Here is a 20,541-nt window from a genome sequence, read left to right on the forward strand (position 1 = left end):
TGGCCTGTGCCACAACCTAGGATAAAGGTAACTAAACTTATGTCACAATTTGGCTAAACTTGCCCAACGCGCCAAAAATGTAAAGTTAGCTTTAAGCTCTAAAATTTCTCACTTGAATCCTCGTTCTCCGTCAACGCTTGTTGCCAATATTCTGGTTCAGCATATCGAGCAACCAATGCATCGATATCTATTTTTGAGGTTGATGGACTAAACTCAAAATTGCCATACATATTGATGTGCTGCCATGCAACGGGCGAAATACTGTGAAGCTGAGCCAGTGCGTTTTGATCTCCTACTGTTTGCTTCTGTTCATAGACACGAGATAGCAGCACTGTGTTGTAGTAAATGACCGCGTTGGTGATGAGCCGAGAGCATTCATTCCAAATTTGTTGCTCCTCTTCCGTTTTTACTCTGAATTTTCCACCGTTAACAAATGCAACAGCTCGCCTGAGACGGTGATAGGCTTCACCACGATTTAATGCTTTTTGTACACATTGACGTAAGCCAACATCGTCGACAAAGTCGAGAATGTATAGCGTTCGGCATATATTTTCCAACTCCCATAATGCTTTCTTGGTCTGATTCTGACGCGAATAGCTCGTGAGTTTGCGAACAATAGTGGCTTGAGTAACATCTTTTTGAGCTAGCGATGCCATGATACGTTGAATATTGGGCCATTCACGTTCAATCAATTCATCGTTGGTTTTTCGTGCAGGCTTTATTAGCCAGTCACCACACTCATTGGGATGTTGTGAGCCGACTAACGTATCCATTTTCTTATGCAAATCACGATAACGAGGTGCAAAATGATATCCAAATGCATGCAAAATCCAAAAATTAACCTGATTGGTGCCATGGGTGTCAGTGGAATGCCGTTCTGGTTTTATATCAGAGGTATTGTTATGCAATAAATCGAAAACGTAATGGCTTTCATGTTCGTGAGTCCCAATAATCTTTGCATTTATAGGAACATGATTTGCAACCAACGTGTAGGCGCTGACACCTTTCTGTAAACCAAAATACTTAGGAGAATATCGAGCGTTAAGGGTGTTAATTTGCGTTTCCATCCGCTGGCCATCGCTACTTGAATGAAGTGTGTCCTGAATATCATAGAGATGAAATGCGGGTAGCTGGCTGGTTGCATTACTAATCGCATCATTAGCCGCTCGCAACGTCTCCAAGCGTAGATAATTTCTAGACGTTCCCGCCATTGATGCTGAGCTAAGACCTGAAACTTCAGCCATTTTTGCTAACCCCATGTTTGTTCCCATCGCAACAATACAGGCGAAAATTTCACGAGGATCAGCTTCATGCTTTACATAACGATCTAATACATGGGTAAATGCATTCAAAAATCCAGTATTACCCGCAACGAACCACAGCAGATCCGCAATGCCAATTCCTGGTAACTGGCTGTAAAAATCGCTATTAACGGATTCATCACTGCTCGGATAAAGCAGCTTCCAACGACGTTTTTCGGCAGCTCCAATCACTTTAATATGTTTGTTGACCCCATCAGAAATATGTTGGTTAATCGCACTATAACGTGCTGCTAGCATAGTATGAAATACAGCCAGAGTATCTTGGATAGGGGCCAATAAAATGGGTGCACCAATATCTTGCAATACTCGTTCTTTATCCTGCCATCTAAGATCGCTTATTAAGTCATCTTCAAAGCGGCGAAATTCATTACTATGTTTAACGTACACATCACCCGCTTCCAGTGAGTTGCGTAGTAGGCGATAGACCAAAAACTCATAGCGATCTACATCTAGCGTTTTAAATGTTTTACCCTCTTTAATAAACAAATATCGGCGTAAACCTTTAGGAATAATCTCAGTCGGAAATGCACTAGGGTCAGTTTGCCTTGGTGATTTTTCTGTGCGCAACAAGTTTTGTAAAAACGCGATAGCTTCAAGCAAAGGAGAGTCTTCTACACGTCCAGCAAAATCCAGATCAGTAAAAAGTTGCCTTAAGTTACGTTTGAATGTGGCTGATAATTTTGTGTAATGTGACCATTCAAATGCCGTTTTGTCGAAAGCAATATTGCGTAAGTAATCAGCAACTAATGGGAATCTCTCTTGTTCAAGCAATGCATAGGCTCTTTCTTTAATAACGGAAAAAGGTGTGTCATCGGTGATGGTGTCATCCGTAAACAGGCTCAATACATGACCCGCGGCTTGTAAATTTTTCGCTGCATTGGTAACTGCATTATTCATTGCTTCTTCAGCGGCACGCTTGGCCTGTTTCTCATATTGATCGACCCAATGGAGCAATGCTTCAATTAAGTTGTCATTAATTTGCTGAAACCGATGAAAAGCAAAAAACAGCAGATATAACTGAGCAGTCTCATTTTTCATGCGTTGAAGTTTATAAGTGGTATAAAACTTAACCATAGAAGCATAATACTTGCCGCTTTCATTGGAGATCCTCGCTGTTATGAGGAACTGCTTGGCAAACTCATGTAGAGGCTGGAAAAACTGCCGCCGTGCGACTTCATGTCGCAATTCTTTATAACTGAAATCTTTAGCTTCATGTTTTAATGCGCTGACGCGAAACAATCCAGACTCTGCCCGAAGCAAAGCCGCCAATTGCTGATCGATAAGTGAAGTCATGCAAGTGCTAAGTAATCGAGCAATACGGGTGCGTTCATAAGCCACCACTCTACCAATCATCTCTTGCATATACCGATAACTGGGCATGACAATACGGTGTAGTGCTAAGTATTGGGTTAATTCACGAAAGATAAAGATAGGTTGTGTCGATAACATCGCAACCCACTGTGCTTTATCTTCCAAATCAACTTTTACCTCACTATCACATTGTTTATACTGGAATAAATCAAGAATTGCTCGTTGTTGTTCAGCCCTAATCGGTCTCGAGGGACTTTTCAGTCTTGAAAGCGTTTTGGTGGGAAAGTACAGCGCGGTAATATAATCCAAGTCATTCAATACTGATGATTCTTGTTCATAACTGAAAAACTGCCGTTTGGCTTTGAAATAGCCCAATTGCAATACTAAATGGGCTGCCACAGAAAACGTTCGGGTATTGTCGAATAGCTCGCGCTCTTTAGCACTTAAGTCAAAATATAATCGACGGTCATCATCTGAGAAATGAGGTAATCCAAACAGTTCATCTATTTCATCGGTTGACAAAATAGATAGCCGCCGAGCGTCATTTTTCATGGATAACCTCTTATTTCACTACATCAGATTGTTTCCCGCTCCGCGAGATGAGTAAGTGGAACCATACTTTTATGTAAGATCCCAAATACAACGAATTGATGCTCATGTTGGATGTAATAGATGACGTGACTTGAATAAGGAAAACTAAACACATTCATGCGTACCTCGGGTCTATTTTTCCCAAGGGTGGGTGTTTCAGCCAGCAGCTGAATCGTTTGTTTAAGTCCGGATAAATAGGTCTTTGACTGAGTAGCCCCCCATTGGGCTAACGTAAAGCGGTGAATGCCTATCAGATCAGACTGTGCATCAGGTGTTAAATGATAAGTTACTGCCATTAGTCATACTGCCCTGCAGCCAGCTCATCAAAAAAGGTATTACCATCAACCAAATTGCCCATTTTGATGTCAGTCATGGCTTTCACCGCTTTGGATTGAAGCAAATGTAATTTTAGTGTCTCGATACTTTGGTATGCATCAGCTGAAATAACAACGGCCACAGGCTTGCCATTTTTATTAATTTGGATTGGAGCTTGTTGGGCTTTGAGCAACAAATCTCCAAAGTGAATTTTTGCTTCATTGGCTGAAAGAGTGTTCATTTATCACCTTTAAACGAATCGTTCGATTCGCTCAATTTACACCAGTTGGGCGATAAAAGTCAAAAATGCACCTTATCAAAATGTATACTATTTGACAGCTCTGGTTATTGCCTATCAAAACTACTATCATAAGTGCATTATCAAAACCTTTAAAGAGATATGGTAATTTATGTCCAAAGTTGGTTATGCTCGAGTGAGTTCCACGGGTCAAAGCTTAGAAGTGCAACTGGGCAAGTTACATCGAGCTGAGTGCAATAAGATATATCAAGAAAAACGCAGTGGGAGGACGGCTGAACGGTCTGAATTTCAATCTTGCATGAGTTATTTACGTGAAGGGGATACCCTAGTGGTAACCCGACTCGATCGTCTTGCTCGCTCAGTCGTCCACTTAGCCCAGATTGCTTCGCGTTTTCAAAGTGAAGGTATTGATTTGCTCGTTATCGATCAGAACATCGATACGAGCACTTCGACTGGGAGACTCATGTTCAATATGTTGGCAGCTATTGCTGAGTTTGAAAATGACTTGCGGACAGAGAGACAGGCCGAAGGTATCGCAAAGGCCCATGAAAATGGAGTTAAATTTGGTAGGCCTGTAAAACTTACAGACACCTTAAAACAAGCGATTTATGATAAAAGAGCTGAGGGGGCCACTATTGGTCAGCTTGCCAAGGAGTATCACCTTGGAGAAGCTTCTATTTATCGGGCTATAAATTCAGTTAAACAATCAATTGTTTCCCCTACTCGATAGATGTTAAAGAGCTGCGAGATTATGGAAAATACTAAGCGCCAAATCCCTATTGTTATAGATACCGAGCGTAATGAGTCCATTTGGGTTGAATCATTAAGTTGGATCTATGAACAGCATGAACTACAAGAAATACGTCAAGCCAACATAAAACACCATCGTTTCGTCTGTCAAAACTGTAAACAACTGGTGTATCTTCATGCAAAACGAGATGACGATAGTCGGCACGGGCATCAATATTACTTTAGTCATCCAGAAGGGATTGATTGCGATTGGAAATCTGATAGTAAATCTCGTGCGGAAATTTACGCTGGAGTAAGTGAGGGAAATAAGCATTGGCAAATGAAAGAGCTACTCGCTAAGACGCTTATTAACCTCCCCAATTGGGAAGTGATTGATGTCGATACGCAGTTTGTTTTTAGCCTAGACAAGCTCAAACGTGCAAAACCCGACCTCCATGCTCGTTATTTCGGTAAAGATGTTGCGTTTGAAATCCAACTTCGTAGTGAATCCCCAAAAGTCATCCTTGACCGACAGCATTTCTATCAGGAAAAAGAATGGCCATTGATTTGGCTAAGTGCCGAGAATGAAGATCAGATCCTTGATTTTTTTGATAAAGAAAGAATTGCGGTAAAACAAGTCCAGAAGGATATTGCCTTTTGTAACCGAGGGAACTGGTTCATTTTCAATAAATTTTTAGCTTCCGAATCAGTCGAAAACAAGCAGCTTACGATATTAACGAAAGTGTGGGAGCCCAGCTTAGCTGGTAAAAAGATTTATTATGATTGGTGCCAATATAGTGTTACCTATGACCAACTCACCCATCACGATGGTGAAACTTTTTATAGGGACTTTTACGCTTTAGATCGTGCACTAAAAGCTGATTTGGTTGAACAAGGGAAGTTAAGAGTTTTAGCAAATATTGATCATTTCAAAAACCAAGAATACCGCGATTGGAGCCAATTTTTAGTTGCTGCCAAGATATGCTGGCCAACTCTCGATATGAGCAGCGATGCTGATTGGCTGCATTCTGTGTTTAAAGAAGACTATTATCGACGTGTACTGCAAGTAAAAAGCACTGTGCTAACTATCATTCGATATTACTCATCAGACATGCCTAGTTCATATAAGCGTTGGGAACAATTTGCATTAAAATTAAGCCATTTATACTTTGGTTTCCACAAAAATATGAGCTTAAGTGTGCTCGAAAAAATTATGTTAATCCTTGGGTATGATCTTTCAACTAAGTTGGGTAGAAGACAAAAATCCTATGCGCGAGCTGTTCATAACTTTTTCGACTATGAAGCATTTAAACCATACCAAGCACTTTGCTTACGTGCTATCGAACTTAGCGAACATAAAGAAGAGCTTTTACATACGCCTAATGTACTGACACGATTGAATGATCCTATGAAAAAATCTATCGAAATAAATTCAAGTTTAGATGATTTTCTAGAATGGTTTGCTTCTGATCCTATCTGTGAGCAAAGAGGATTGTAGCGTAGTTTTGCTAACTTTACATTTTTGGCGCGTTGGGCAAATTTAGCCTAGCTGCTCAAGTAGCAGCTGAATACTCTCTGCATCGTGTAACTGAGCTAACCGAATGTTTTTACTCTCCATATCTATACTCGCCATATCGCCCGTTCTCCGTATATTAATTCGCCCTTAGTCTGTTTCGCATTTTGAGTCGCTACAAGTTTTAGTAAAAACTGCCATTATATGCTCTGTAATAATGACTTGTGAGCTAAACTAGCCTCATCAATGCTTACTAACGGTAGTAAATATGGAACTAAAGGAACAGTATTCTATTCCTCGTATCCCAGCGATACTTTTTATGCTTGCCGCAATACTGACACTGTGTACCTTCGTTATTTACCGTTACATCCACCAAGACTACATCCTTACTTTTGTCTTTGGCATAGCCTTATTACCCTTATGCATTACATTAATCTTAGAGATAAGGCGTAAATCGAATTTATTCCAGAAGCAACTGACGCTACTCATAATCTGTGGGGCCATCATTTTTAGCTGTTATGAAATAGGCTATAAAGGATTAATTTATATTTCCCCAACAGTATTTATCTTCTTTTTCCTTTTCAATCTAAAATCAAGCCTAATATTGAGCACCCTCTATGCCTGTATCAGTTTAGTGAGTGCATTACAGGTAGAGTCAGTCGAGTTAGTTCTGAGGTTCTCAGTCGCCACCTTTGATTGCATTATCTTTGCCGCTATTTTTGCGCATATCATTAATAAACAGAGACAAGCTCTAGTCCATTTAGCCAATACGGATGAGCTCACAGGAGCACTCAACCGTAAACAACTCAAAACTAAGCTTGAGCAGAGCGTCTATGAGTATCAGCAACAGCAAATCCCTGCTAGTTTACTCTTGATAGATATCGATTTTTTCAAAATGGTGAACGATAATTTAGGTCATATCATAGGCGACCAATTACTCAATAAATTCAGTCAACATATCCAAAAAAAGATCAGAAAAGACGACTTATTATTCCGTTTCGGCGGAGAAGAATTTCTGATCTTGCTACCCAATACTCAATTTGAGTCGGCTGCCATTGTCGCCGAAGACCTTAGACGAAGTATTGAGGAACAACACTTTCTCGACCAACACACCCAAGTCACTTGCAGTATCGGAGTTGCTGATTTACGTCAAGCTGACACCTTAGACACTTGGCTTAAAACCTGCGATAACCTGCTGTATAACGCTAAAAATGCAGGACGCAATTGTGTTGTCGCTCGCGCGTAATCATCCGTCTGACTATAGCGACGAATGAGTGATGCAAAGAATCACTATCCAAGCCCACAAAAATCAAAATAAACTCGCAAATGCACAAGCCCTCATTTGCAATGCGATTAAATGCGTTAAAATTCACCACTTAATAGCCGTCAGTCAGCAAAACCTTGCACTCATAGGGACAAGAAAACTAAGATGACAGCGGTTGTACTATAGGATGATGTTCGTATTGCCACAGGCCGATATCATCCGATTTTGCTCACTTTGAGGAATCATAATGTCTAAGATCAATCTGCTTTTGCTGTGCGGCGGCGGAAGTGCCGAACACGATATTTCGTTAATGTCGGCCAACTATTTTGAAACCTCACTGGCAAAATCTGAGCAGTTTTCCGTGTTGCGAGTCGAGCTGGATAAATTCGGCCAGTACCGCACTGCCGCTGGTGACGACTGTGAGCTGACCAATAGCCGCGAGATTCGCTTCCGTGATGAAAGCAAAACGCCATGGCCAGTCGATTACGTCATTCCTTGCATTCATGGCTATCCCGGCGAGACCGGCGACATTCAATCCTATTTTAATCTGATCCAACTGCCCTATTTGGGCTGCGAATCCGAAGCGAGCAGCAACTGCTTCAATAAGATCACCGCTAAAATGTGGTTCTCGGCCTTAGGTATTCCTAATACGCCGTATATTTTCCTGAATCAGTTCGATGATGCGGCGATTGAGCAAACCCAAGCGGCTTTAGCACAATGGGGATCGATCTTCGTTAAAGCGGCCTCGCAGGGTTCCTCTGTTGGTTGTTACAAAGTGGATGACAGCGATAAAGTTGCAGGCGTGCTTAAGGATGCATTCGGCTATGCACCCTATGTGATCGTTGAAAAAACCATTAAAGCCCGCGAGTTAGAAGTGGCAGTCTACGAGTACAACGGTGAAGTGGTGGCGACAGTGCCAGGTGAAATCATCTGTGATACCAACACCTTCTACACCTTCGATGAGAAATACGCCAAAAACAGTAAAGCGCGCACCGATGTTGTCGCGCAGCATGTTTCAGCTGAGATCAGCGAACAGATCCGTGCCTATGCAATCAAGGCATTTAAAGGAATGAAGCTGCGTCACCTGTCACGCATCGACTTTTTCTTAACCGCGGACAATGAAATTCTATTGAATGAAATCAATACCTTCCCAGGTTCTACGCCGATTTCTATGTTCCCTAAAATGCTGCAAAATCACGGTCACGATTTTACTGAATACTTGAGCCTAGTGATTAACGGTCAGCTAACCGCTAAATCTTAGGTCTCGCCACCTGACTCAATGTGAACGCAGATACTGTGTGCAGCACACGTTTTCAGTAATAAAAAGAGCGCCGAGGCGCTCTTTTTGTTTTTATATTTCAATATTTTATATCTAAACCTTGGATTATGACTTACATCTAAATCCGATGTCTAAATCAAACTGTCGCTGATTAAGCCGCCCTCACATCTAGGTCAAATATCAAAGTCAAACGTTAAAACCCTAATGCAGCTCAGCTTGCTTTGCCAACAGCGCAAAGAAGGCGGCTTTAGGCATAGGTTTATAGAAAAGATAGCCTTGAATTTCTTGAATATGATTCGACATCACAAACTTAAGTTGGGACTCAGTTTCCACCCCTTCTGCCGTCACGGTTAAATCTAACGCATGGCTTAACCGCACTATGGCCTCCACCAACGCTTCGTGACGCTTGCCTTCGTCTAATCGGTCGATAAAGCTCTTGTCGATCTTAATTTGATCGATAGGGAAATTCGCCAAATAGGACAAGGACGAGTAGCCAGTACCAAAGTCATCCAAGGAAATTTTAATCCCCTTAATCCGCAAACCATTAAGCACATCAATAAGATGTGTATGTTGCTTCATCAGCAAAGACTCAGTGATCTCCAGGGTTAACCTGTCGTAGGGGAAATCTGTCACCTCAAGTTGCTCGGTAATCGCGGCAAAGGAATCCACAAAGGCATCTTGCAGTTCATGGGACCAAAACTCAAAGGTCGACACATTCACCGATAAGTTAATCGGCCAATTATGAGCCTGCATTTCTAAGATGGTTTGCATCGCGCCAAGGCGCACATCTCGACCAATATCAACAATTAAGCCGCTGTTCTCCGCGATGGGAATAAACTCATCGGGGGGAATGAATTGCCCATCATGCTGCCAGCGCAGCAGCACTTCGGCGCGAACAATCAAACCTGTGGTCGCATTCACTATGGGCTGGTAATAAAGCTCAAAAGTCTGTTGATCGAGTGCCTGCTTGAGTTGATTATGAAGGCTAGCAATACGCTCGGCATTGAGCTGCATTTGCTCAGTAAAAAAATGATAACGATTACGACCATTAGCCTTAGAAATATACATGGCCTGATCGGCGCAATTTAACAGCTGCTCGAGATCGAGGGCATCTTCTGGAAAACGCGCAATCCCTATACTGACCGAGCTATAAACGCCTTTGCCATCGGCAAGTACATAACGTTTCGCCACATGCTTATTAATTGTTTCAGCGAGTTGCGCCAACTCTTTCTGATTGACTATCCCAGGTAACAGTAAGGCAAACTCATCACCGCCGAGGCGCGCAAACACCATAGTGTCATTGAGGCACTCGCAAATCTGCCGCACCACTTGCACTAATAACGCATCACCTTTGTCGTGACCATGGGTGTCGTTAACTTGTTTAAAGTTATCTAAATCCATCAGCATAAAACTAAATCCGGGCGTCAGACTGTCGGAGGTAATTAAGGATTGGATCTGTTTAAACAAGGCATTACGGTTAGCAAGCCCAGTCAGCGAGTCATTATTAGCCTGATACTTAATCAGCTGCGCCGCTTTTTTACGCTCACTAATATCTGAAAATAGCCACGCAAAACACGGCTGTAATCCGTTGGGCTCTCTAAATGTGGTGACGATAAGATCTAGATAAAACTCCTCGCCATTGCCCCTTAAGCCAACCAATTCCCCCTGCCACATTTTATCCTGCGCTAAATGCTCAAATAGGCCGACTAACTCATTCGATTGAGACGCAGATAAAAACATCTTGGGGTTAAAGTTCGCAATATCAATATCTTGTGGAAGAACGATGTGTTTAAAAGCGGGGTTAGCATAGAGAACGGAATCATCGGAATTGGAGATAACCAGTGCCAAAGGTAAACGATCAAAAATTTTCACTGCTAAACGCTGAAACTCCATTGCCCGACTGCGTTCAATGGCTAAACTGGCTAATCGTGCTGCCTCTGAAATAAGCTCTAAATCAAGCTCTGTTGGGGACTTTATCGTATCGTAGTACATGGCAAATGTACCGAGCACTTTGCCTTGAGTATCTTTGATAGGTTCAGACCAACAAGATTTAAGACCGGCGCGTAATGGCAGTTCTTTATAATTTTCCCAATAGGGATGTGTAGCTATGTCTTCAACGATAACTCGCTTTGCGAAATACGCCGCTGTTCCGCAGGAGCCAACATTTGGGCCAATCTCGACCCCATTAATCGCTTGGTTGTAACTGTCGGGCAAATGGGGCGCAGCACCTAACAACAAACGTTTGCCATCACCGCTGAGCAGTAATATAGATCCACGAGTGCCTATCTTTTGCGCTTCGATTTTTAGCACTAAGGCGTGCAAGATTTCATGTAGCGGTGCGCCATTAAGCAGCATAGAGAGAACACTGCTATAGCAAGCTATGCTGACATTGTGGGCGAGTTTAACGTCAGCATGGTCGAGCAGATCTGGAAGATTAACGCCGTACGCCATAATTCCCTTAGAAACAAAGTTGCAATATAAATACACATTCACAATGTTAAAATATTTATAACTTATAGGAAATTCTAGGCACTAATGTTAACTAAGTAAACCCTGTATCAATTCAATAAAGGGCTTACTTTAGTCTTAACTGCAAGGCTTTATTCTTGAATACGTTCAAGTTTTGCAAGGTAAAAACCATCAAATCCGCTATCAGCTGGGCTGATACTTTCATCCTCAATCAGGCGGAAATTAGGATTCTCGGCTAAAAACGCATCGACTTGACCGCGGTTCTCGCAGGGGAAGATAGAACAGGTCGCATAAACCACTATGCCACCAACCTTCACCATGCGGCTGTAGCTGGTCAAAATGTGCTTTTGCAGCTCCATTAGCACAGGTAAACGCTCAACAGTATCGCGCCATTTTGCATCTGGATTACGCTTTAATACGCCCAAACCTGAGCATGGCACATCGAGTAATACCCGATCGGCACTGAGCTTTAAGCGTTTAATGGTTTTACTGCTGGCGATAACGCGGGTTTCGACATTGTGCGCCCCATTGCGACGGGCACGCTCTTTGAGTTTGTCGAGTTTCCATTGCTCCACATCCATGGCCAACAAGCGCCCTTTGCCCTGCATTTGCGCGGCTATGTGTAAGGTTTTGCCACCCGCGCCTGCGCAAGCATCAATAACTTTCATGCCTGGCTTGGCATCAAGCGCCGCCGCCACGCGCTGAGAGCCCGCATCTTGCTGCTCGAATAAGCCATCTTTAAAGCTTTGGGTACGGAACAAGGCAGAATCGGAGGTCACTTCAAGGGCAGAATCGACCCCATCAACGCTCAGCGTGCTCACAAACTCAGCGGCAAGCTTAGCGGCCAATTCCTCACGCGTCACTTTAAGGCCATTTGCGCGTAAAAAACGCTTCGGCGCGGTACTTAACGCGGCGCGCTCCTTTTCCCAAGACTCGCCTAATTGCTCACGGCCCATCGCATCGAGCCACTCAGGGCAACCGTCCCACAGTACTGGCTTAGTTTTCGCCTGCTCGGTGCGCTCGGCTAAACGCGCCTCATCGACTTGCAGCGAATATTGCATTTTAGGCAATTCAAGCCCGTGGAATAAATGCCATGCATTAAGTAATTTAGAACCAAAACGCTCCATCTCATCTGGACTGATTTCCGCCAGATAACAATATAAATTTAAGCGACGTAGGATATCACCCGTCGTTAATGCGATACGCGCCTGTTCGGCGGGTACCAATTGCAACCCAGAAAAATGCTGAGAATAGGCCCGATCTAAGGGTTTTCCTTGGCTCAGCACCATAGTTAAGATACTGATCACTAATTCGTTCGAGCTGGCAGAAAGCGGAGAATTCAACATTTAAAAGGTCACCATGAATGATAAAACCGGAGGATCATAGGAGGTCAGGCCCTAATACGCAAGCACGCTGGCGCTGAGTTAAGGTTAAAGCCATAAAAAAAGCGATCCAAAGGGATCGCTTTTTAGTTTAAGCCAGTTAACCCGTTACATTTTTGAGCCTTTAGAGCCGTAGAACAGGATAAAGCCATAACAAATCACGGGCAGAATAAAGGCGAGTTGCACGCCGAGGTTATCCGCTAACATGCCTTGGAATAAAGGTAGAATCGCACCACCCACAATTGCCAGACACAGAATGCCACTGCCCTGTGAAGTGTGTGGACCTAAATCACGCAGCGCTAAGCTGAAGATCGTTGGGAACATAATCGAGTTAAATAACCCCACACCAAGGATTGCCCACATAGCAATGCTGCCACTGGTTGTCATCGCCACAACCACAAGTAGCGCCGCCATAAAGGCATTAAAGGCAAGCACTGAGCCAGCAGGCACTTTTTGCATCACCACAGAGCCAATGAAACGTCCCACCATAGCGCCGCCCCAGTAATAGGCGATGTAATGGGCGGCTTCGGCTTCTGGCATACCGGCAATATGGCTTTCACCTAAGAAGCTGACCAAGAAGCTACCGATAGACACTTCGGCACCGACATACACAAAAATACCCACAGCGCCGAGCACTAAGTGCTTGCTTTGCAAGGCACTGGTTTTACCTAGATGGGTTTGGACTTCACCTTGAACACTTTCATCATGCTCACGGATCACAGGTAAATCTAATTTCGCAAAAATCAGCGCTAAAATAGCCAAGGCGCCAGAAAGTAACAGGTATGGCAGTTTTACCACTTCGGCTTCGGCGCTCGCGTGGGCTAAATCGCTTGATACAGAACTGGCAACAGAAAGAATTAACATGGCACCAAAGAATGGTGCGACTGTTGTTCCTAACGCATTGAAAGCTTGCGTTAAATTCAAACGGCTCGAGGCAGTTTCGCTACTGCCTAAGGCGTTAACATAGGGGTTGGCTGCCACTTGTAGGATAGTGATGCCCGATGCTAGAACGAATAACGCGCCAAGAAACAGATTGTAGGTCGCTAGCGTGGCCGCTGGATAAAACAGCGCACAGCCAATACTCGCAATCACAAGACCGGTAACAATCCCCTTTTGATAACCCAGCTTTTTCACTAAGTTACCGGCGGGGATCGACACTAAGAAGTAAGCACCGAAGAAACAAAATTGGATCAACATGGCTTGAGTGTAATTCAGCGAAAACACCGCTTTAAGATGCGGGATCAGAATATCGTTCAAGCAAGTGATAAAACCCCACATAAAAAACAGTGAAGTCAATGAGATCAAGGCAAAACGATAACTGCCCGACCCATTTTCGCCAGTGCTGCTCGTGTAGCTACCGGTATTAATTGATGACGCCATAGTTATTCTCTCTGTATGTTTTTATTATCAGGAACTCAGTAAGGTTACATTCCCCAGTGTGCCCGTGGGCGGCTTTACGTCGAATAGTGGGCTTGGGTATATAACACCTCAGCCGAATAAAAATGAATCATTTTCCGTTTAAAACTGCATAAAAGCTGGCAAATGCCGAAAACTTCAGCTGATTGTTTTCTATTTGTGCGGTTTTCAGGCCGTGTCCCGTTAATATTTCACCCAATTCCAACTGTGATAAATCCAACTCAACATTGGTATCGCCTAAGTTGAATCCGACGAATATTTTGAGCTCTCCTAAGGTGCGGATAAAGGCCAAGATGGGCTCGTTGGTATCCACAAATTGGATATCGCCTTCAACCAACACTGGATGTAATTTACGCCAAGCAAGAAAACGTCGATAACCGTTAAGCATGGAATCTGCATCTGATTCTTGTACATCCACCGCTAACGCTTGATGCGCAGGGGCGATCGGCAACCAGGGTGAAACCTCACTAAAACCGCTAAAATCGGCGCCTTGCTGCCATGGCATTGGCGTACGGCAACCATCACGGCCTTTAAACATAGGCCAGAAGGTTTTGCCAAAGGGATCTTGCAACTCATGGTATTCAATCGGCGCTTCGGTTAAACCGAGTTCTTCACCTTGATAACTACACACACTACCGCGCAGTGAACTTAGCATGGCATTGAGCATTTTGACCATGTCTGAATTCTGTTTGCCCTGCCCCCAACGGCTCGCCACGCGCTGCACATCATGATTACCGATAGCCCAACAAGGCCACCCATCACCTATGCTCGCTTCTAATGCTTCTACGGTTTGGCGAATATAAGCGGCACTGTAATCGTCGGTTAATAGCTCAAAACTGTAGGCCATGTGCAGGCGATCTTCACCCTTAGTGTAAGCCGCCATCACAGCTAAAGAGTCTTCTGCAGACACTTCACCTAAGGTCACCGCACCAGGATAACGATTGATAAGCTTTCGTAAATCTTCGATAAACGCGATAGTTTGCGGACGGTCATTATTGTAGTAATGATATTGATAGGCGTAAGGGTTATCTTCACTGAAACCTCGGCCCTGACGTTTATCCTTAGGTTTTGCCGGATTGTCCCTGAGCTGTTCATCGTGATAACAGAAGGTAATTGCATCTAAGCGGAATCCATCAACGCCTTTTTTAAGCCAGAACTCGACATTATCCAGCACAGCTTGGCGCACGTCAGGGTTATGGAAGTTGATATCGGGCTGGCTACGCAGGAAATTATGTAAATAGTATTGTTGTCTGCGCGGTTCCCATTCCCAAGCGCAACCACCAAAAATCGCGAGCCAGTTGTTAGGTGCTGTGCCGTCTTCCTTAGGATCGGCCCACACGTACCAATCCGCTTTGGGATTCGTACGGCTCTCGCGGCTTTCAACAAACCACGCATGCTGATCAGAGGTATGACTTAATACTTGATCGATAATGACCTTAATGCCTAAGCCGTGGGCTTTTTCAATCAATTCATCGAAATCATGCATAGTGCCAAAAAGAGGGTCAACTTCACGGTAATCACTGATGTCGTAGCCAAAATCTGCCATAGGCGATTTAAAGAAAGGCGAAATCCAGATGGCATCGACATTGAGGCTCGCAATGTAGTCAAGCTTAGTGATAATGCCACGCAAATCACCAACGCCATCACCATTCGTATCTAAAAGGCTACGCGGATAAATTTGGTAAATCACCGCACCACGCCACCAAGTTAACTCACTCATTGTTGCCCCTTTATCGTTATTCTACAGCGATCTTCCCTAACACACTCACGCAAACAGTTATCGTTTTGTTACTGCAGAGTAAAGGTATCGCGGCTTATTTTGTGTCACCGAGCATACGTGAAGAGGGAAATAAGGTTCAATACACCTGCATACGTATGCAGAAGGCTGCACCATAAATCACATTGAGCATTAACTCACTTTATCATTTATTAACAGCTACTTAATTGCAAAGCAAAATCATTTTATTCCATGAGATTTCCCTCAATTAACGGCTATTCTTAACTCAACGAGGCATTGAATACGTATGCACTCTGTTGTTCCGCTAAGAAGCTCGGGAGTAGTATCTTCACCGTTGCATAACAATTTGGTCATAAACGCAGCACTTATGCAGTCAATTAAGCGCCCAGATACCAAAAAAAAAGGCCGCAAACATAACGCGGTGATAACGATAAAACGCTCTACAAAGCGATAAAGCGACTCCAAGGGGAAGAGAGATATGATGCGATTTAAACCCAGTTTGCTAACCTTAGCGCTCATTGCCGCAGGTGCGAGTATGCACTCCTATGCGGCAGATGAAGCGGCGACAGATAAGACAGCTAAAGATGAAAATATTGAAGTGATTCAAGTCACTGGTATTCGTCGTAGCTTGCAAGAATCCCAATCACTTAAGATGTCATCTTCTTCTATCGTTGAAGCCATTTCAGCGGAAGACATAGGTAAATTACCTGATGTCAGTATTGCAGAATCTCTAGCACGATTACCTGGCGTATCGGCACAACGACTCGATGGTCGTGCCAACGTGATTTCTATCCGCGGTATGGGCCCTGACTTCACTACCGCCACATTAAATGGTCGCGAACAAGCCTCTGTAAACGATAACCGCAGTGTGGAATTCGACCAATATCCATCTGAGTTATTAAATCGCGTTGTGGTTTACAAGACACCCGATGCCTCTGTGATGGCGCAAGCCATCGGCGGTACGGTTGATATGCAAACAATCAGTCCTTTAGCCCACGGTGAACAAACGATTGCCGTTTCGCTACGCGGCGAAATGAACGATTTAGGTTCATTAAACAGCGGCTCAAGTGACACAGGCTACCGCGGCAGCATCTCTTATATTGACCAATTCGCCGATGACACTATTGGTGTCGCCATTGGTTATGCTCGCATGATGTCACCTAACCAAGAAGAACGTTGGCAAGCTTGGGGTTACCCAGATTTATATAAGCACATTAATAATGGCCAAGAGTTTTATAACGCCAATGCCGATTATAATGGTGTACCTGGCGAAGCAGCTGGATTTAAAGGTTTAGGTGGAGCCAAGCCCTTCGTTCGCTCAAGTGAATTAGAACGTGATGGTGTGCTCGCCGTATTTGAATATGCACCAAATACCACTTTCCACTCAACCTTAGATATTTACTACTCAAAATTTACCGATGATCAACGCCTACGAGGCATTGAAATCCCTGGTGCATGGGGTACTAATGGTGGACTAGTTTCTCCTACAGTGAGTGATGGATTAATGACAGCTGGTGCCATTAATGGCGCTGAAGTCGTTATCCGTAACGACGTGAACAAACGTGATGCGGATTCTCTGTCTATTGGCTGGAATAACAAATTCAACATCAATGATAACTGGAATGTTGAAGCCGATATCTCCATGTCTAGAGCTAACCGTACTGACATAGGTATGGAAAGTTACTCAGGAACTGGCCGCGGTACAGGTGTGGGTGCTGTTGACGATTTAGGCTTTGCTTACAACGGTAAAGGCGGTTATGTATTTGACCATAACCTCGATTATTCTGATAAAAACCTGATCAAACTTGGCGATCCACTCGGTTGGGGTAGCCCGCTAGGCGCTAACACTCAAGACGGCTTTATCAACAAACCTGAAATTGAGGATGAGCTAAAATCCTTCCGTTTAAGCGCTGAATATGTGCTCGATGGCGGTGCCGTTCGTAGCGTTGAGTTTGGTGTGAATCGTACTAATCGCGATAAAACCAAATTAGATAAAGGTTATTACCTGACACTCAAAGGTTATGACGGTTCTGCCAATTACACTATGGCAGTACCAGATCAATACTTACTTGCACCAACGTCACTAGACTTCTTTGGCATGGGCAATGTATTAAGTTACGACTCGTTGGCTTTCTACAATGACGGTAACTATACAGAAACTGACGTCGCTGATGTGGATCTTTCCCGCGCTACTAACTCTTGGGCTGTACAGGAAAAAGTGACAACGGGCTATGTGATGGCCAACCTTGAATCAGAAGTGTTTGGTATTCCTTTGACTGGCAACGCAGGCTTACAAGCGGTTCATACCGATCAGTCCTCTGACGGTACAGTGGCAACGGTTGAAAATGGCTTAGTGGTGTTAACACCACGCACTGCGGGTGATTCCTATGTTGAATGGCTGCCAAGCGTTAACTTAAGTTTCGAAGTCGCCGATAGCCAAGTGGTTCGTTTAGCCGCAGCGCGCACGTTAACCCGTTCACGCATGGACAAAATGAATGCCAACCTAAACTACACTTATTCAGCTAACCCAAGTGGTGGCAACGTTAACTGGAGTGGTAACGCAGGTAATCCTGAGTTACGTCCATGGTTAGCCCGTCAATATGACTTAAGCTATGAAAACTATTTCAGCGACCAAGGTTATTTCTCGGTAGCAGTATTCTACAAAGATCTTGAAAACTTCGTTTACGATCAACATACAGACTTTGATTTCAGCACCCTATTCCCACAAGGGCCTACTGATAACCCGATTGGCGATGTCACCCAACCACAAAACGGTGAAGGTGGTTATGTTCAAGGTGTTGAAGCCTCTGTATCTGTCGACTTTGGTATGTTTGCCGATGTGTTAAGTGGCTTTGGTACTGTTATTAGTGGCTCGTATAACGACAGTGAAGTGAAGGAAACCCCGACCAGTAATCCAACAACCTTGCCAGGTCTGTCAGAAAAAACCTTAAACGCGACGATCTACTATGAAAACTCAGGCTTTGAAGCACGCATTAGCTCACGCTACCGCAGCGACTTCCTAGGTGAAGTAACAAAGATCAGCCTGCAACGCGAAAACGTGAACATCAAAGCGGAAACTGTGGTCGATGCACAAATCGGTTATGACTTTAGCGAAAGCGGTATCGAGTCTCTGTATGGTTTATCTGTCCAGTTCCAAGTGAACAACTTAACCAACGAGCCTTTCACCTCTTACACTAGCGATGATCAACGTTTAGTCCGTGATTACCAAAACTATGGCCGTAACTTTATGTTAGGCGCGAACTATAAGTTCTAATCCTGCACGGCTTAAAGCCTCTGTAACCTGTTACAGAGGCTTTTTTACTTTATCATTTCAAGCCACTAGGCTATTCATCTGCGTTAACTGATCACCACTAATTATAAAATAAAAGGCATATATCATGAATAAAATCAAAGATATCGTCATTGTCGGTGGCGGTTCTTCAGGTTGGATGACGGCGGCCATGTTGGCAAGATTGTTTAAATCAACACTGAATATCACCCTGATTGAATCTGAAGATATAGGCACAGTGGGCGTAGGTGAAGCCACCATTCCACCACTGCAAATATTCAATAACGTCCTTGGGATTTCCGAAGCCGATTTTATCAATGCCACCCAAGCAACGTTTAAATTGGGTATTCAATTCGAAAATTGGGGCAAACCAGATGAAGCCTATATGCATGCTTTTGGCAATGTAGGTAAAGATATAGGTTTTACTCAATTTCATCATTACTGGCTCAGCACCTCCCCAAAAGAGGTCAATTCATTTTGGGATTACTCGGTTAATTACCAAGCGGCAAAACACAATAAATTTCAAGTACTCCAGCAGATCCCAAACTCTCCCCTTGCAGGCTTAACTCATGCTTATCATTTCGATGCAGCGCTCTATGCCCAATTTTTACGACGTTTCAGTGAGCAACTCGGAGTAAAGCGTATCGAAGGCCAAATTACGGCGGTTGAACTCACGCCAAACGGCGATATTGAAAGTGTAACCTTAGGATCAGGACAAACCATAAAAGCCGATTTCTTTATAGATTGCTCGGGCTTTGCCGCGCTACTGATAAAAAAAGCGCTCAAGGTTGGCTTCGATAGCTACCAACACTTGCTCCCCTGCGACAGCGCATATGCCGTACCCTGCGAAAAAACGCCAGCAATAACGCCTTATACACGTTCTATCGCCCATGATGCGGGTTGGCAATGGCGGATCCCGCTGCAACACCGCACAGGCAATGGGTTAGTCTATTGCAGTCGCTATATCAGTGATGACGCTGCCAAACAGCTTTTACTCAGTAATTTAGATGGTAAGCCTTTGGCTGAACCTAAGAAAATCAATTTCACGACCGGACGACGAATCAAACAGTGGCATAAAAATTGTGTCGCCATCGGCCTTTCGAGTGGATTCTTAGAGCCTTTAGAATCCACCAGCTTGCATTTAGTCCAATCAGCGATTATTCGCTTGAGTAAACTCTTTCCACATCAAGGAATTGCACAAGCGAATGTCGATGAATTTAATCGCCAGTCCCAACTTGAATTTGAACAAATCCGCGATTTTATTATCTTGCACTATCATTTAAACCAAAGGGAAGATGCTCAGGAAAATGGGTTTTGGCATCAATGCAGAACCATGGTTCTGCCAGAGAGTTTACAGCAAAAAATCGCCCTATTTCGTGCCACAGGCACAGTGTTTAGACATCAAGATGAACTCTTTACCGAAGCCGCATGGATTCAAGTCATGTTGGGGCAAGGCATTAGGCCTCGGGATTTCAATCCATTAGCGGCAACCATTCAACCGCAAGCACTGAGTGAATTTCTGCTCAACATGCGCACCATTATTGATAATACCGTCACTAAGCTACCAACCCATGACCAGTATTTAGCGCACTTATCGACACATAAATAATAAATACGGCTTAAGAGTTACAACTGACGTTAAGAGTGTACTAACTCATCGATTT

13 protein-coding genes and 1 pseudogene are annotated in these 20,541 nt (G+C 43.8%); 6 read left to right on the forward strand and 8 right to left on the reverse strand.

Going from position 1 to position 20,541, the window contains the following annotated elements; all coding sequences use genetic code 11:
- Nucleotides 1-98: 98 nt before the first annotated feature.
- From DYH48_RS10350 to DYH48_RS10360, 3 genes are read right to left on the reverse strand one after another with little or no spacing between them, the layout of a single operon-like run.
- Nucleotides 99-3,185, reverse strand: coding sequence for a Tn3 family transposase (locus tag DYH48_RS10350; protein ID WP_115334715.1), 3,087 nt, complete (start codon nt 3,183-3,185; stop codon nt 99-101).
- Nucleotides 3,186-3,208: 23 nt separating this feature from the next.
- The gene (locus tag DYH48_RS10355; protein WP_011074407.1) at nt 3,209-3,520 is read right to left on the reverse strand and encodes a type II toxin-antitoxin system RelE/ParE family toxin; all 312 of its coding nucleotides are present in this window, start codon (nt 3,518-3,520) and stop codon (nt 3,209-3,211) included.
- Nucleotides 3,520-3,780, reverse strand: a complete 261-nt coding sequence (locus DYH48_RS10360; RefSeq protein ID WP_011638898.1) for a type II toxin-antitoxin system Phd/YefM family antitoxin — start codon at nt 3,778-3,780, stop codon at nt 3,520-3,522. The genes DYH48_RS10355 and DYH48_RS10360 overlap by 1 nt, the downstream gene beginning before the upstream one ends.
- 169 nt (nt 3,781-3,949) lie before the next feature.
- Between DYH48_RS10360 and DYH48_RS10365 the strand changes: the two genes are divergently transcribed.
- Both DYH48_RS10365 and DYH48_RS10370 read left to right on the forward strand, forming a co-directional pair.
- Nucleotides 3,950-4,528 carry a recombinase family protein gene (locus DYH48_RS10365; RefSeq protein ID WP_107881344.1) on the forward strand — a complete coding sequence of 193 codons (579 nt, stop codon included), beginning with the start codon at nt 3,950-3,952 and terminating at the stop codon, nt 4,526-4,528.
- A 21-nt stretch (nt 4,529-4,549) separates the two neighbouring features.
- Nucleotides 4,550-6,025 (forward strand): DUF6035 family protein, encoded by a 1,476-nt coding sequence (locus DYH48_RS10370; RefSeq protein WP_256613043.1) that lies wholly within the window; start codon nt 4,550-4,552, stop codon nt 6,023-6,025.
- A 45-nt stretch (nt 6,026-6,070) separates the two neighbouring features.
- Here DYH48_RS10370 and DYH48_RS24095 read toward each other — a convergent pair.
- Nucleotides 6,071-6,160, reverse strand: a pseudogene (locus DYH48_RS24095) (GNAT family N-acetyltransferase); the annotation flags it as partial.
- A gap of 484 nt (nt 6,161-6,644) precedes the next feature.
- Here DYH48_RS24095 and DYH48_RS10380 point away from each other — a divergent pair.
- On the forward strand, nt 6,645-7,286 hold the full coding sequence (locus DYH48_RS10380) for a GGDEF domain-containing protein (RefSeq protein ID WP_256613046.1): 642 nt from the start codon (nt 6,645-6,647) through the stop codon (nt 7,284-7,286).
- Nucleotides 7,287-7,551: 265 nt separating this feature from the next.
- Nucleotides 7,552-8,565: a D-alanine--D-alanine ligase gene (locus tag DYH48_RS10385; RefSeq protein WP_115334717.1), complete on the forward strand. Its 1,014-nt coding sequence runs from the start codon at nt 7,552-7,554 to the stop codon at nt 8,563-8,565.
- A gap of 219 nt (nt 8,566-8,784) precedes the next feature.
- Here DYH48_RS10385 and DYH48_RS10390 read toward each other — a convergent pair whose 3' ends face one another.
- The 4 genes from DYH48_RS10390 to DYH48_RS10405 form a co-directional block, all read right to left on the reverse strand.
- Nucleotides 8,785-11,034, reverse strand: coding sequence for a sensor domain-containing phosphodiesterase (locus DYH48_RS10390; protein WP_115334718.1), 2,250 nt, complete (start codon nt 11,032-11,034; stop codon nt 8,785-8,787).
- Nucleotides 11,035-11,183: 149 nt separating this feature from the next.
- Complete coding sequence (locus DYH48_RS10395; protein ID WP_011839950.1) at nt 11,184-12,398, reverse strand: RsmB/NOP family class I SAM-dependent RNA methyltransferase; 1,215 nt, start codon at nt 12,396-12,398, stop codon at nt 11,184-11,186.
- A gap of 144 nt (nt 12,399-12,542) precedes the next feature.
- On the reverse strand, nt 12,543-13,814 hold the full coding sequence (locus DYH48_RS10400) for a sugar MFS transporter (protein ID WP_006087299.1): 1,272 nt from the start codon (nt 13,812-13,814) through the stop codon (nt 12,543-12,545).
- 127 nt (nt 13,815-13,941) lie between these two features.
- Nucleotides 13,942-15,570: an alpha-glucosidase gene (locus DYH48_RS10405; RefSeq protein ID WP_115334719.1), complete on the reverse strand. Its 1,629-nt coding sequence runs from the start codon at nt 15,568-15,570 to the stop codon at nt 13,942-13,944.
- Between the two features lie 496 nt (nt 15,571-16,066).
- On the opposite strand from DYH48_RS10405, the gene DYH48_RS10410 reads away from it, so the two are divergent.
- The gene (locus DYH48_RS10410) at nt 16,067-18,862 is read left to right on the forward strand and encodes a TonB-dependent receptor (protein ID WP_115334720.1); all 2,796 of its coding nucleotides are present in this window, start codon (nt 16,067-16,069) and stop codon (nt 18,860-18,862) included.
- A gap of 124 nt (nt 18,863-18,986) precedes the next feature.
- Entirely contained in the window at nt 18,987-20,486 is a 1,500-nt protein-coding gene (locus DYH48_RS10415; protein WP_115334721.1) for a tryptophan halogenase family protein, read from the forward strand.
- Nucleotides 20,487-20,541 lie beyond the last annotated feature (55 nt).

The organism is Shewanella baltica, from assembly GCF_900456975.1.
Lineage (GTDB): Bacteria > Pseudomonadota > Gammaproteobacteria > Enterobacterales > Shewanellaceae > Shewanella > Shewanella baltica.

Bases quoted from the DNA above. Each gene is read 5' to 3' on its own strand.
- DYH48_RS10350 (WP_115334715.1), bottom strand. From the start codon at position 3,185: ATGAAAAATGACGCTCGGCGGCTATCTATTTTGTCAACCGATGAAATA.
- DYH48_RS10355 (WP_011074407.1), bottom strand. From the start codon at position 3,520: ATGGCAGTAACTTATCATTTAACACCTGATGCACAGTCTGATCTGATA.
- DYH48_RS10360 (WP_011638898.1), bottom strand. From the start codon at position 3,780: ATGAACACTCTTTCAGCCAATGAAGCAAAAATTCACTTTGGAGATTTG.
- DYH48_RS10365 (WP_107881344.1), top strand. From the start codon at position 3,950: ATGTCCAAAGTTGGTTATGCTCGAGTGAGTTCCACGGGTCAAAGCTTA.
- DYH48_RS10370 (WP_256613043.1), top strand. From the start codon at position 4,550: ATGGAAAATACTAAGCGCCAAATCCCTATTGTTATAGATACCGAGCGT.
- DYH48_RS10385 (WP_115334717.1), top strand. From the start codon at position 7,552: ATGTCTAAGATCAATCTGCTTTTGCTGTGCGGCGGCGGAAGTGCCGAA.
- DYH48_RS10390 (WP_115334718.1), bottom strand. From the start codon at position 11,034: ATGGCGTACGGCGTTAATCTTCCAGATCTGCTCGACCATGCTGACGTT.
- DYH48_RS10395 (WP_011839950.1), bottom strand. From the start codon at position 12,398: ATGTTGAATTCTCCGCTTTCTGCCAGCTCGAACGAATTAGTGATCAGT.
- DYH48_RS10400 (WP_006087299.1), bottom strand. From the start codon at position 13,814: ATGGCGTCATCAATTAATACCGGTAGCTACACGAGCAGCACTGGCGAA.
- DYH48_RS10405 (WP_115334719.1), bottom strand. From the start codon at position 15,570: ATGAGTGAGTTAACTTGGTGGCGTGGTGCGGTGATTTACCAAATTTAT.
- DYH48_RS10410 (WP_115334720.1), top strand. From the start codon at position 16,067: ATGATGCGATTTAAACCCAGTTTGCTAACCTTAGCGCTCATTGCCGCA.
- DYH48_RS10415 (WP_115334721.1), top strand. From the start codon at position 18,987: ATGAATAAAATCAAAGATATCGTCATTGTCGGTGGCGGTTCTTCAGGT.